The 12,740-nt window shown below is 73.7% G+C and carries 13 protein-coding genes; 8 read left to right on the top strand and 5 right to left on the bottom strand.

Going from position 1 to position 12,740, the window contains the following annotated elements:
• Positions 1-2: 2 nt before the first annotated feature.
• Entirely contained in the window at positions 3-383 is a 381-nt protein-coding gene (locus K4G22_RS07720) for an effector-associated constant component EACC1 (RefSeq protein ID WP_228079137.1), read from the bottom strand.
• A 163-nt stretch (positions 384-546) separates the two neighbouring features.
• Between K4G22_RS07720 and K4G22_RS07725 the strand changes: the two genes are divergently transcribed.
• Positions 547-2,031, top strand: coding sequence for an MFS transporter (locus tag K4G22_RS07725; protein ID WP_228079138.1), 1,485 nt, complete (start codon positions 547-549; stop codon positions 2,029-2,031).
• Between the two features lie 113 nt (positions 2,032-2,144).
• On the top strand, positions 2,145-2,951 hold the full coding sequence (locus K4G22_RS07730) for an alpha/beta fold hydrolase (protein ID WP_228079139.1): 807 nt from the start codon (positions 2,145-2,147) through the stop codon (positions 2,949-2,951).
• Between the two features lie 9 nt (positions 2,952-2,960).
• Here K4G22_RS07730 and K4G22_RS07735 read toward each other — a convergent pair whose 3' ends face one another.
• Positions 2,961-3,380, bottom strand: coding sequence for a MarR family winged helix-turn-helix transcriptional regulator (locus K4G22_RS07735; protein WP_228083994.1), 420 nt, complete (start codon positions 3,378-3,380; stop codon positions 2,961-2,963).
• 183 nt (positions 3,381-3,563) lie between these two features.
• Between K4G22_RS07735 and K4G22_RS07740 the strand changes: the two genes are divergently transcribed.
• The 5 genes from K4G22_RS07740 (at position 3,564) to K4G22_RS07760 (ending at position 9,007) form a co-directional block, all read left to right on the top strand.
• Entirely contained in the window at positions 3,564-5,054 is a 1,491-nt protein-coding gene (locus tag K4G22_RS07740) for an MFS transporter (RefSeq protein WP_228079140.1), read from the top strand.
• Between the two features lie 49 nt (positions 5,055-5,103).
• Positions 5,104-5,685: a GNAT family N-acetyltransferase gene (locus tag K4G22_RS07745; RefSeq protein WP_228079141.1), complete on the top strand. Its 582-nt coding sequence runs from the start codon at positions 5,104-5,106 to the stop codon at positions 5,683-5,685.
• Positions 5,686-5,871: 186 nt separating this feature from the next.
• Entirely contained in the window at positions 5,872-6,696 is an 825-nt protein-coding gene (locus K4G22_RS07750) for an LAETG motif-containing sortase-dependent surface protein (protein WP_228079142.1), read from the top strand.
• A gap of 144 nt (positions 6,697-6,840) precedes the next feature.
• A complete protein-coding gene (locus K4G22_RS07755) occupies positions 6,841-7,995 on the top strand; it encodes a hypothetical protein (RefSeq protein ID WP_228079143.1) in 1,155 nt (384 codons plus the stop codon).
• On the top strand, positions 7,985-9,007 hold the full coding sequence (locus tag K4G22_RS07760) for a hypothetical protein (RefSeq protein WP_228079144.1): 1,023 nt from the start codon (positions 7,985-7,987) through the stop codon (positions 9,005-9,007). The genes K4G22_RS07755 and K4G22_RS07760 overlap by 11 nt, the downstream gene beginning before the upstream one ends.
• 1 nt (position 9,008) lies before the next feature.
• On the opposite strand, the gene K4G22_RS07765 is transcribed toward K4G22_RS07760, so the two are convergent.
• Together K4G22_RS07765 and K4G22_RS07770 are read right to left on the bottom strand one after the other, a co-directional pair.
• The gene (locus tag K4G22_RS07765) at positions 9,009-9,431 is read right to left on the bottom strand and encodes a DnaJ family domain-containing protein (RefSeq protein WP_228079145.1); all 423 of its coding nucleotides are present in this window, start codon (positions 9,429-9,431) and stop codon (positions 9,009-9,011) included.
• A gap of 44 nt (positions 9,432-9,475) precedes the next feature.
• The gene (locus tag K4G22_RS07770) at positions 9,476-10,198 is read right to left on the bottom strand and encodes a bleomycin resistance protein (RefSeq protein WP_228079146.1); all 723 of its coding nucleotides are present in this window, start codon (positions 10,196-10,198) and stop codon (positions 9,476-9,478) included.
• Positions 10,199-10,551: 353 nt separating this feature from the next.
• Between K4G22_RS07770 and K4G22_RS07775 the strand changes: the two genes are divergently transcribed.
• Positions 10,552-11,835 carry a YeeE/YedE family protein gene (locus tag K4G22_RS07775; RefSeq protein WP_228079147.1) on the top strand — a complete coding sequence of 428 codons (1,284 nt, stop codon included), beginning with the start codon at positions 10,552-10,554 and terminating at the stop codon, positions 11,833-11,835.
• Positions 11,836-11,846: 11 nt separating this feature from the next.
• On the opposite strand, the gene K4G22_RS07780 is transcribed toward K4G22_RS07775, so the two are convergent.
• Complete coding sequence (locus K4G22_RS07780; RefSeq protein ID WP_228079148.1) at positions 11,847-12,707, bottom strand: fructosamine kinase family protein; 861 nt, start codon at positions 12,705-12,707, stop codon at positions 11,847-11,849.
• Positions 12,708-12,740: the final 33 nt, after the last annotated feature.

The following is a 12,740-nucleotide window of genomic DNA, read 5'->3' on the forward strand; positions in this document are numbered from 1 at the left end:
GGTCACTCCTGGTGGCGGCGGAGGAACTCCTCCAGGGCGCGTTGCCGCATCTCGTCGGAGGAGGCGGTGAGTTCGATCTCGTCGTCGCCGATCCTGATGCGGATGGTGCCGGTTCGGCGGCGGGCCAGCCAGTCCTGGACGAGGCCGACGAGCACGGGGAGCAGGGCGCCGCTGCCGCCGAGGCCGATCACCAGCGCGCTCAGCTCAAGGGCTCCCGGGCCGCGCGCGCCCGAAGGCGGCGCCGGCGCGGTGGGACGCTCGATGCTCGCCACGTCCAGCTGGCTCAACTCGTCGATGAGGTACTGGAGTTGTTCTTCGGCGTGGGCACGGTCGCCGACTCCCGTGTCCAGCACCAGGTGGATCGGAATGCCCGCCGTTGTCACCGCGCCTCCCCCGTTCGCGCCCCAAGGGTCAACTTTACCGACCCGGGTGCCGGTTCGGGCACCGAAGGTAGGACCCAGAGAGATAGTCTGCAACAGAACCATCTGTTACGGTCTTTCCAGTTGCCGTCTTCGTGGCTCATCGCCTCGCGACAGGAGAGTCCCCATGCCGTCGTCCACCACCACGACCGAAGCCACTCCCCCTCGTCAACCCCCGGTGGAGCGCCCCACGTTGGCGCTGGCGGTGCTGGCCGCCGGGATGCTGATGATCACGCTGGACGGCAGCATCGTGACCGTGGCGATGCCCGCCATCCAGCAGGATCTGAACTTCACGCCGGCCGGGCTGAGTTGGGTGGTGAACGCCTATCTGATCGCGTTCGGCGGGCTGCTGCTGCTCACCGGGCGGCTCGGTGATCTGCTGGGCCGGAGGCGGCTGTTGCTGACCGGGACCAGCGTCTTCACCGTCGCCTCGGTGTTGGCCGGCGCGGCCGGCAGCTCGGGGCTGCTGATCGGGGCCCGGTTCCTCCAGGGGGTGGGCGCCGCGATGACCTCGGCGGTCAGCCTGGGCATTCTGGTCACGCTCTTCACCGAGCGCACCGCCCGCTCCAGGGCCATCGCCGTCTTCGCCTTCACCGGCGCGGCGGGGGCCTCCATCGGCCAGGTGCTGGGCGGGGTGCTGACCGATGTGCTCAGCTGGCACTGGATCTTCCTGATCAACCTCCCCATCGGCCTGGCCACCCTCTGGCTCGCCGTCCGCGTGCTGCCGGCCGACCGTGGTCTCGGGCTGCGCCAGGGCGCGGACCTGTGGGGCGCGGCGCTGGTGACCTCGGGTCTGGTGCTGGGGATCTACGCCGTCGTCGGGGTGGAGGAGCACGGGTGGACGGCCGGTTCGACGTTGGGGCTCGGCGCGCTGGCCGTGGCGTTGCTGGTCGGCTTCGTGGTGCGGCAGGCGCGGGCCGCGATCCCGTTGATGCCGCTGCGGGTGGTGCGTTCCCGGAGCGTGGTGGGGGCGAACCTGGTGCAGATGCTGATGGTCGCGGCGCTGTTCTCCTTCCAGATCGTCCTGGCGCTCTACCTGCAACAGGTGCTGGACTACAGCGCGTTGGCGACCGGGCTGGCGATGCTGCCGGCGGCCGTGGCGATCGGCACCGTCTCGTTGGGGGTCTCGGCGCGGCTCAACGCCCGCTTCGGTGAGCGGCGGGTGCTGCTCGCCGGGCTCGCGTCGCTGATCACGCTGCTCGCCCTCCTCTCCCGGGTGCCGACCGACGCGGACTATGTGACCGATCTGCTGCCGCTGATGTTCCTGGCGGGCGGCTTCGGTCTCGCGCTGCCGGCGCTCACCTCGCTGGGCATGTCGCAGGCGGGGGAACGGGACGCGGGGTTGGTCTCCGGGCTCTTCAACACGACGCAGCAGGTGGGCATGGCGCTGGGGGTGGCGGTGCTCTCCACGCTGGCCGCCGAGCGGACCCGCGACGCGCTGGCCCGGGGGGAGGCGCTGCCGGAGGCGCTGACCGACGGCTACCAGCTGGCGTTCCGGGTCGGTGCCGGGCTGCTGACCGCGGCGTTCCTGGTGGCGTTCACCGTGCTGCGGAGCGGTCCGGCGCGGGCCGAGAAGGCGGCCGAGAAGGCGGCCGAGGGGGCGGCCCGTTGACGGCTGCCAGGGGAGGGGCCGCTCGCGCCGCCGTTTAATGCGGGGCGCGGGCGGCCCCCGCGCCGTAGGGTGCGGGGCACCATTGACGAAGTACAGCTGAGGAGTCAGCCGGCGTGATCGAGCGTGTCCCCGTTCCGGGTGGCCTGTTGGAAGTCGAGACGGAAGGGGAGGGGCCGCCCGTGGTGCTGGTGCACGCGGGCGTGGCGGATCGCCGGATGTGGGACGGGGTGGTGCCGGCGCTCGCCGCCGAGCACCGGGTGATCCGTCCGGACCTGCGCGGTTTCGGCGGGTCGCCGCCGCCCGGCGAGCCGTATACCGGCGCCGGCGATCTGCTGCGGGTGCTGGACGCGGCCGGCCTGGAGCGGGTGGCGATGGTGGGCGCGTCCAACGGGGGCCGGGTGGCGTGCGAGTTCGCCGCCGTGCACGGTGCGCGGCTGACCTCGCTGGCGCTGTTGAACCCGCCGCTGCTGAGCTGGGACTGGTCCGCGGAGATGGGCGCCTACGGCGACGCCGAGGAGGCGGCGCTGGAACGGGGCGACGTGGCGGCGGCGGTGGAGCTGAACCTCGACATGTGGGTGCGCGGCCCGGCGCGGCCGTGGGACGCGACGCTGCGGGCGCACGGAGAGACGCTGCGCGAGGCGATGCGGGTCGCCCTCGTCAACCAGTCGCTGACCGACGAGTTCGAGGAGAGCGCCAAGCCGGATCTCGCGGACGACCTCGGGGCGGTGCGGACGCCGACGCTGGTGGCGGTGGGCGAGGCGGATGTGCCGGACTTCCGGCGGATCGCGGAGCGGCTGGCCGCCGAGCTGCCCGACGGGCGGCTGAGTCGGCTCGGGGGCGTCGGGCATCTGCCGGCGGTGGAGCAACCGGACGTCACCGCCCGGCTGTTGCTCTCCTTCCTGCGGGAGTTCCCCGCCTGAGCGGCACGCTCAGGGGCGGGGCCAGGGGCGGCCCTCCAGGCGTTCGATGTCCCCGTTGAAGCGCTTGAGGAAGCCGGCGAACTGGGCGATCTCATCCGGCGTCCAGTCGGCCATGACCCGCCCCAGCGATCGGACGCTGCGGGCGCGGTCCGCTTCGAGCCGGCGTTCGCCCTCGACGGTGATGCTGAACTTGCGGGCGACGCCGCCCTCGGGGTCCGGGATGCGTTCGACGACGCCGCTCCTGAGCATGGCCGCGGTCTGCCGGTTGAGCGTGGAGACGTCGAGGCCGAAGGCCTGGCTGAGCTGGCTGATGGAGAGCGGCCCGTCGATCTGGATGCGGCTCAGCAGCACATAGGCGCTGCGGTCCAACTCCCGGTCGGCGCCCCATTTGCGGGCGTTGAACGGGATCGTGTGCCGTGTGAACAGCATGGCCTCGAACTCGATGAGATGGGTGGGCTTCTCCACGCCGCGCGTCCTCCTTCTGCTGGCCCACCGGGTAGAGCCGCCGCCGGCCCGCCGGGTGGGGCCGGATTGACGAGCAGGTATACCACAGGCGATATGCACCATACATGCCACATGCATGATACATGCAATGTGTATGATGCACACCGCATGGCAGACCCAGCACAAGGGAGAACAGTGGACGGCCCCAACACCGAAGCGCGCTCCGGCCGCATCGTCGGAATCCTCGCCCTCGCCGGCATCGTGGCCGCGCTCACGCAGACCCTGGTGGTCCCGCTGATCGGGGAACTGCCGAACATCCTCGGCACCAGCTCGTCGAACGCGTCCTGGGTGATCACCGCCACCCTGCTGGCCGCCGCCGTGATCACCCCCGTCTCCGGGCGGCTCGGCGACATGTACGGCAAGCGGAGAATCCTGCTGGCCTCCACCGTCCCCATGGTCGCTGGCTCCGTGCTCTGCGCGCTCACCTCTTCGGTCGGTCCGATGATCGTCGGACGTGGTCTCCAGGGGCTGGGCATGGGCGTGATCCCGCTGGGCATCAGCCTGCTGCGCGACGTGCTGCCGGTGGAGAGGCTGGGCACCTCCATCGCGCTGATGAGCGCCTCCATGGGCGTCGGCGGCGCCCTCGGCCTGCCGTTCGCGGCGGCGGTCGCCGAACACGCCAGCTGGCGGGCGCTGTTCTGGGTGACCGCCGGGTTCAGCCTGCTGGTGGGAACGCTGATCTGGCTCTTCGTCCCGTCCGGCCGGGTGTCGACCACCCGGGCGCCGTTCGACGTGCTGGGCGCGGTCGGCCTCGGCAGCGCCCTGGTCTGCCTGCTGCTGGCCGTCTCCAAGGGGGCCGACTGGGGATGGTCCAGCGCCACCACGCTCGGCCTGTTCGCCGCCGCGCTGATCCTGCTGCCGCTGTGGGCGCGTTGGGAGCTGCGCGTCAAGGACCCGCTGGTCGACCTGCGGGTGAACGGACGGCCGCAGATCCTGCTGACCAACGCGGCCTCGGTGCTCGTCGGCTTCTCGATGTACGCGCAGTCGCTGGTCATCCCCCAGCTGCTCCAACTGCCCGAGGCCACCGGCTACGGCCTCGGCCAGTCGATGATCGCCATGGGCCTGTGGATGGCGCCCGCCGGGCTGATGATGATGGCCATGGCGCCGTTCGGCGCGCGGCTCTCGGCCGCCAGGGGGCCCAAGGTCACGCTGGCCGTTGGCAGTCTGGCGATCGCGGCCGGCTATCTCTCCGCGCTGGTGCTGCTCGGCTCGACCTGGGGCCTGTTGGCCGTGACGCTGATCTGCAACAGCGGCGTTGGCCTCGCCTACGGCGCGATGCCCGCGCTGATCATGAGCGGCGTCCCGCAGTCGGAGACCGGCTCGGCCAACAGCTTCAACGCGCTGATGCGCTCCATCGGCTCGTCCGTCGCCGCCGCCGTGATGGGCGTCGTACTGGCCCAGCTGACCACGGAGTTCGGCGGGTTCGCGCTGCCGTCCGAGAACGGGTTCCGGGTGGCGCTGCTGATCGGCGCCGGCGTGGCGCTGGCCGCGGCGGCCGTCGCCGCCACCATCCCGGTCCGGCCGCTCGCCGCGCCCGAGTCCGCATCCGAATCCGCCGACGGGACGCCGCCCCGCGAGGCCACCCGCGCGGAGGTGTGACACCCGCCTCCGGGGGCGGCGGCGGGGCGGGGCTACGGTGAGCCGCAGTATGAACGGCCTACCGCGGGACCCCGAATGCCGCCTCGATGTGGCCGCGACGCCGACGGCCGCCGCGCTCGTCCTCCGTCCCTGGAGCGTGGCGGACGCGCCCGAACTGGTCGAGATCCACCGGGATCCGGCGATGCGGCACTGGATCGTCGATCCGCTGACGAGCGCGGACGACGCGCTGCGCTGGGTGCGCGCCCAGGAGCGGGGCTGGGCCACGGGCGAGCGCTTCGCCTTCGCCGTCCTGGCGGCGGACCGGGACGGGGCGGCGCCCCGGCTGGCGGGCCATGTGGTACTCAAAACGGTCGCGGCCGGCAAGCCGTCGGCCGATGTCGGCTACTGGACGGCGGCGTGGACGCGCGGCCGGGGCGTGGCCCCCCGCGCGTTGGAGACGCTCACCACCTGGGCGTTCGACACGTTCCGCGCCGAGGGGCTGACCCGCATCGACCTGTTCCACCAGGTGGACAACGGGGCCTCCTGCCGGGTCGCGGAGAAGTGCGGCTACACCTTCGACCGGCTGCTCCCGTCGCTGCCACCCGCCTTCCCCCGCGAAGGCCACCTGCACACCCGGCACGCGGCTGCCTGAACGCTGGACGCCGACCCGCGCGGAGGTGAGGCGCGGGTGAGCGTCAGGTGAACGGACGCGCGGGTCCGGGGGAACGGCCGGCGGTGGCATCGTGACACGCTCGTGACAACTGGGGGGCAACCCGGCGCCGGGACGATCCGTCGAACGAGACGACACTGGCCACGGGCCGCCTGACGAGGAGTTCGTATGAACCGTCCCTTCCACCGCCGTACCGCCGCAGCAGTGGCGGTGGGCGCCGTCTCCCTGCCCGCGCTGCTGCTCGCCGCCTCGCCGGCCCACGCCGCCAGCGCCTCGATCGAGCCGCCGACGAGCGAGATGCCCTGGTGCGACGAGGTCGAGCGCGCGGAGGACATCAGCGTCTTCCTGGAGGGCGTCCCCGAGGAGGTGACGGCGCCCGAGGAGTGGCAGGAGTACACCTACCAGGTGCACAACGGCACCGACGAGCCGATCGGCCCGATCTACACCAGGACCACCGCCTGGTACAACAGCAACGACGGTGTCGACGAGCCGTACCCGTTCAACCTCCAGTGGTGGGTGGACGACGAGTGGCGCGAGGTGCCGTGGGAGAGCGACTCCTACGACGGGCACTTCGGGGAGATCGCGGAGCTGGCGCCGGGCGAGACCGGCGAGGCGCAGATCCGCACCCGCGGCCACCTGAACCGGCCGGGCTGGGTGGATGTCACCGTCAGCGCCCGCTTCCACGGCGCCGAGGGCAGCGAGGACCACTACACCTGCTACACCGCGGAGCGCGCGGAGCAGTGGGCGCTGATCGTGGCCGACGAGGAGCCGGAGCCGACCGACCCGGAGCCGTCGGAGCCAGGGGAGCCCAGCCCCGAGCCCAACGCCCCCCAGCCGCAGACCGGTTCGGACGGCGACGCGGACGACGACCGCGAACTGGCCGCGACCGGCGGCTCGTCGGCGCTGCCCGTGGCCGCGGCCGTGGGCGGCGTCGTCCTGGTCGCCGGCGTCGGCGCCGTCGTCCTCGCCCGCAGGAGCCGCACGACCGCCTGACCGACACACCGCCGAGGGGCCACGTTCCCGCCCGAACGGACGTGGGCCCTCGGCGTCGCGCCCTATGCTGGCGGCGAGCCGGCGGTGACAGGGGGTGGCCGGATGTGTGTCGGGCCGCCAACCCGCCTGGCCAGCCTGGTCGTTGTGCTGGTGAGCCTGGCCCCGCCGCTGGTGCTGGCCTGGGCGCAGCACGGGTTGCGGGCCGATGGCCAGCTGATGCGACTGAGCCTGTTCGGGCTGGACCTGGGTCCGTTCACGGTGATCGAGAGCGGCGCGCCGGAGCACTGGCTGCCCCGGCTGGTCTTTCTCGTGGTCTTCGGCGCGCTGGCCTACGGCGTGCTGCGGTCCTCGCCCCGGCCGGGGCCCACCGGGCGCGGGCTGCTGCTGACGCTGGCCGCCGCGCTCTTCGCCGGCGCCGTCGCCGATCTGCTGAGCGATCTGCTGTGGCTGGCCGATCTGTCCGGCGGAGTGGACGCCGACCTGGTGGCCTCGGCGCTGGCCGTCGGCGCCAGCGAGGCGGCCGGCGCCTCGTTCTCCGTGCTGGCGGCGCTGCTGCTGGTGGTCTTCTGGCTGGAGTGGCGGCTGTTCGTCGCCTGGCTGTGGCTGCTGAGGCGGTGGACCCGGCCGCCGAGGCGCTCGTTCGGGTTCCTCTGCCGGGCGATGCACCGGGTGGCGTTCGGCCGGGCGCCGCGCGCCGGCGCGCCGAGGGGGCGTGCGCGCCGGGACGCGGCGCTGGCCGCGCTCTGCCCGGTGCTGCTGCTCGCCGTGGCCGGCGGGCGCGCGATGGAGCACGGCGTGGTGGAGCCGTACCGGCGCGATGAGTTGTTCGTCGATCCCGAGGTCTACGCGCCGCCCCCGCCCTCGCTGGTCGAACGGTGGTCGGGCGCGCTCTATCCGGCGCTGCGGCTGCGCCCGCTGGAACGGGAGCCGGTGGCCGCCTGGTTGGCGACGCTGGCCGTCGCGGTGGCGCTGCTGGTGGTGCTGGGCTGGCTGCTCGACCGGCTGCGGTGGGCGCCAGGGCCGGCTGGCCCGGTGGCGCTGGTGGCGCTCGGCTGGGCCGCCACCCTGCTGGCCGGCGCGGCGGCGGCGGTGCTTGAGCGGTGGCTGTTCGCCGATATCGCGACCGAGGTCAGCCCCGAACTGTTCTTTGTGCAGCCGCTGTTGGAGGCGACGCGGTTCGGTGTGCTCTGGGGGTGGCTGCCGGGCGTGGCGCTGCTCTGGTGGGAGCGGGCGCGGCACGGTCGCCCCGGGGCCGGGGCGCCGCGCCCGGCGGAAGGAGCGATGGCCCATGCCGGGTGACGGTCGAGTGGGTGGCGGGCGCGGCGTGCGGGGACGGCGCGTGCGGCCCGGTGGCGCGCTCACCCGCAGCAGCGTGCGCCGGGGTGCGTCCGGTCGGGCACGCCGCGAGGACGAGGAGGCGCCGAACGGATCGCGGCTCGGCCGGCTCTGGCGGAGTCCGGCGGGCTGGATCGTGGGCGTGCTGCTGGTGGTCGCCACCACCACGTTCCAGGATGTGCTGGGCGCCACCATCGGGGCGATTCTGCCGCTCGACCGGGTGCCGGACCGGGTCTCCCCGGCCGAGGCCATCGACGTGATCACCGTCCGCCCGGTGCGCGAGGCCGGCACCTGGCTGGTGCGGGACGCCAACGCCACGGAGATCGACGGCGCGTTGGCGGACGGCTCCTGGACGGACGCCCTGGATCTGGTCGACGTGGGCGCGGGGCAGTGGGTGGTCACCATCGAGGGGCGGGCCCAACAGCGGGTCAGGATCACCGACATCGTGCCCGAGCTGGTCGGCGGCGGCTGCGCGGAGCCGCTGTCGGGGCCGCTGGTGCTGACCCAGGGCGAGGGCGGCGGCCCGGTGATCCAGCTGACCGTGACCATCGACGACCCGCTCCCCCGGCTGCACGGCACCACCGAGGCCGGCGAGGACACCGGGCCCTACTTCACCGGCCCGAGCGCCCAGCATGTGACGCTCGACCACAACGAGACGGTGGCGTTCCTGCTCGGCGCCGACGCCGAGCGCGGGCACTGCCGTTGGACCTACCGCGTGCACTACGAGGTGGCGGGCGAGGGCCACACCATGACGCTCGCCGGGCCCGGCGGCCAGCCGTTCGAGATCACCGCCGCCCAGGCGGACCCGGCGGACTACCCCGTCGTCTACTTCTCGCCCCAGGGCTGCGCGCGGGACGGCGGATTCTCCGAACGCCGGCTCCGGGGCACCGGCGAGGACTACGCCCGCGCGTTGACCGAGCGGGACGGGGCGCCGTCAGGCACCCCCGTGGGCTGCCCCGAGCATCTGCGGGAGTGACTCAGCTCGCGCTGTCGCGCAGCCGCTCGGCGACCCCCGCGCGCCAGTCGCTGACGACCCGCTCGACGTCGAAGGGGACGAGGTTGAGCGGCGGCCCGTCCATCGGCTGCCGAACGCCCGCCTCGATCCGCTCGTTGATCTCCGCCACGATCCGGCGCGCCGCCCGCTCGGTGGGCGCGGCCAGCGCGGCGGCCAACGCGTCCTCGGCCTCCTTGCGCAGCACCAGGGTGGGCGGCAGGGAGGAGAGGTTCTCCTTGACCATCTTCTCCCTGATCCACCACAGCTCGTCATAGGGCTCGGAGAGCCCGGGCAGCGGCTTGCCCCGGCCCGGCAGATCGGCGAAGTCGCCGCGCTCCTCGGCCTCCCTGATCTGCTTGTCCACCCAGGACTCGAAGGTGACCCCTGGTGGCTTGCGCTCGGTCATCGCTGACGGCCTCCTCGCCTCACACCTCCGCTGGGCCTTCCAGGTTAGGGCAGGTCGTCCTGGCGCCGCGTGGCGCGCAGTTCGTCGAGGCGGCCCAGCTCGTCGGCGAGCGACGCGCGGTCCGCCGCGTCGAGGGGCACCTCCTCGGCCCGCGCCAGCCAGCCGGCCGCCGCCTCGTCCTGGTCGAGCGCGACGGCCAACTCGGCGCGCAGCACCAGCAACCGCAGCAGCAGCAGGGCGGGCGGGGCGCCGTCGGCGGCCAGCGCGTGGTCGATGATCCGGGCGCCGGCCGTGTGGTCGCCCTTGGAGACGCCCAGCAGCAGGGCCTGGTGCAGGGCGCGGGCGTAGCGCTCGCTGGGGATCGCGCGGAGGGTGAAGTCGTCGGAGATCGGCTGGCCGAACCGCAGGGTGTTGCCGCCGGGGTCGGTCATCAGGAACTGCCGCACGCCGTAGCTCATGTCGCGCGGGGTGCCGAGGCGCGGCAGCCCCCGGGTGGGGACCCGTCCGGTGGCCCGCTTGAGGCCGGCGCGGAAGGCGGCGTGGAGCGTGTCCACGTCGTCGGTGTTGACGTAGGCGCCGCCGTAGCCCCGCGCGGGGTCGTAGCCCCGCATCCCGAAGAACTGCAACTGGATGCCGCCTCGGCGGACCGCGCCGAAGGGGTAGGGCTTGGGCTGGTGGAAGGTGACCTCGAAGTCGAGCGCGCGGTAGAAGTCGAGGGTCTCGTCCAGGGACAGGCAGGGCAGCAGGGGGATCACGGACTCCGTCACGTTCTGGCCTCTCGCCGGGGCGCCGCGCCGGGGGACGGCGTCGGTTCGCCGCTCACGACACCACCCCCCGACCCCGTTAGTCAAACTTGATTAGCGGCTGTCCCGGGGGTGACGTGAGATGGACAACCCGGGGGTCCCCCTCGCGAGCCGGGACATTTAGGATGGCGCGCATGTTCGCACCCGGCCGTTCTCTGTGTCTCGCGCTCTTCGCGGGCTCGGCCTGCCGCGTCGACGACGGCCTCTGTCGCCGCTGACCCGTCCCGGACCGTCCGGCGCACCGTCGCGCCCGCTCCGCTCCGCGCTCCCCGGTAGCGCCCGCTCACCCCCCACGCACGTCCGCCGCTGGAGTCCCCATGACCACCGTGTCCCCGCCGCCCTCGTCGCCCCCCGCCGTCGCCTGGCTCTCCCACTCCCCCACCCGCGTGCCGCCGCCCACGCCGCCGGAGGCGCCGCCGGTGCGGCGCGGCCCGCTGGCCGTCGCCGGGCTGCTCGCCGCCGGGCTCGACGCCTACGTGTTCGCCCGGCACGGCGCCAAGCCCGGCGTGCTGCTGCTCCTCGGGCTCGGCCTCGGCTTCGCGCTCTTCCACTCCCGGTTCGGCTTCACCTCCGCCTGGCGCCAGCTGATAGCCGTCGGCAACGGCGCCGGGCTGCGCGCCCACACGCTGCTGCTGGGCACCACGGCGACCCTCTTCGCGCTGATCATCGGCACCGGCACCGGGCTCTTCGGCTCCGAGCCCGCGCCCTCCGCTGGACCGATCGGGATCGGCCTGCTGCTGGGCGCGTTCGTCTTCGCCATCGGCATGCAGCTGGGCGGCGCCTGCGCCTCGGGCACGCTCTTCGCCGTGGGCTCGGGACAGACCTCGATCGTGCTCACCCTCGGCGGCTTCATCGCCGGATCGACCATCGCCGCCTGGCAGTTCGACCTCTGGAACGATCTGCCGGCGCTCGACCCGTTCGTGCTCTCCGACCATGTCGGCTGGTTCGGCTCCTGGGGCGTCACCATCCTGGCGCTGCTCGGCATCTACGCCCTGACCCGCCTCGTCCAGCGCCGCCGCACGCCGCCGCCGGTCGGCGCGGTGCCCACCGCCAGGGGTGCGGCGCTGCGCGCGGTGCGCGGCTCCTGGCCGCTGGCGGCCGGCGCCGTGGCGCTGGCGGTGCTGGGCGCGGGGGTGCTGCTGGTCTCCGGTGGCGCCTGGGGCGTGACCAGTGCCTTCGCCCTCTGGGGCAGCGAGCTGGTGGGCGCGCTCGGTGGACACCCGGAGAGCTGGACGTTCTGGCAACAGCCGGGCAACGCCGACATGTTGGCCGGTCCCGTGCTCGCCGACAAGAACAGCCTGACCGATATCGGGATCATGATCGGCGCCGCCGTCGCCGCCTCGCTCGGCGGCACCTGGGCGCTGCACCGGGGCGTGCCGTGGCGCACCGCCGTGGCCGCGGTGCTCGGCGGCGTGCTGATGGGCATCGGCGCCCGGCTGGCCGGCGGCTGCAACATCGGCGCCTACCTCGCCGGGATCGCCTCGGGCAGCCTGCACGGCTGGATCTGGGGCCTCACCGCGCTGGCCGGCACCTGGTTCGGCCTCCGGCTGCGCCCCCTGTTCCGGCTGGCCAACCCCAAGCCGACCGACGGCGTCTGCTGAGGAGGCCCCCGTCAACGTCGGCGGAAGGGCGCGGCCAGCTCCCTGACCATCCTGGCCGCGCCCCAGGTGTCGGCGTCGTGCGCGACCACGCTCATCAGCTCCCGCAGGTACATCAGCGGCATCCGCTCCCGCCAGCCGTCGAGCAGCGGCGCCGACTCGGCGTAGGCGGCGAAGAAGGCGTCGGCCGCCGGCGGGCGCGGCGAGCACCAGAACATGCCGAGGTCGACCTCGGGCCAGGTGGAGGAGACGGCCGGGTCGATCAGCACCGGCTCGCCCTCGGCGGTCGCCACCACGTTCCCGCGCCACAGATCCCCGTGGGTGAGCGACGGCGGCTGCGCCGGAACCAGTTCGGGCAGCGCGGCGCAGAGCGCCTCGATGGCGTGGCGGTCGGCCGCGTCGAAGGCGGCGTCCGCGGCCGGCTCGGTGAGCCAGCGCAGCACGCGCCGCTCGGCGAAGAAGCGGTGGCCGTCGGTGTCCCACGTGTTGTCCTGCCGCAGGCGCCCCAGCCAGCCGTCGCGGTGCCAGCCGAAGCGGTCGGCGACGGTGCGGGTGTGCAGCGCGGCGATCCGGTGGCCGAGGGCGGCCCAGAACGCGGGCTCGTCGGGCGCCGGTTGGTGCGCCGCCAGGACCAGCAGCGTCGGCGAGACATGGTGGACGTCGGGGACGGCCTGGCCGCCCTCGTCGCGCAGCGCGGCCAGCCCTTCGGCCTCCACCGCGAAGAGGCCGGGGAGGTCCCCCGTCACGGTCTTGGCGAACACCCGTCGTCCGTCGCCGAGTCGGGCGATGCCGGCGTCCGCGATCACCCCGCCGGCGGCCGGTCCGACGGAGATCGCGTCGAAACCGGCCGCGTCGAGCAGCGTGTGCAGTGTCATGCTCCCGATGACATCACGGAAGCCCGCCGACCC

Source organism: Streptomyces profundus, from assembly GCF_020740535.1.
Lineage (GTDB): Bacteria > Actinomycetota > Actinomycetes > Streptomycetales > Streptomycetaceae > Streptomyces > Streptomyces profundus.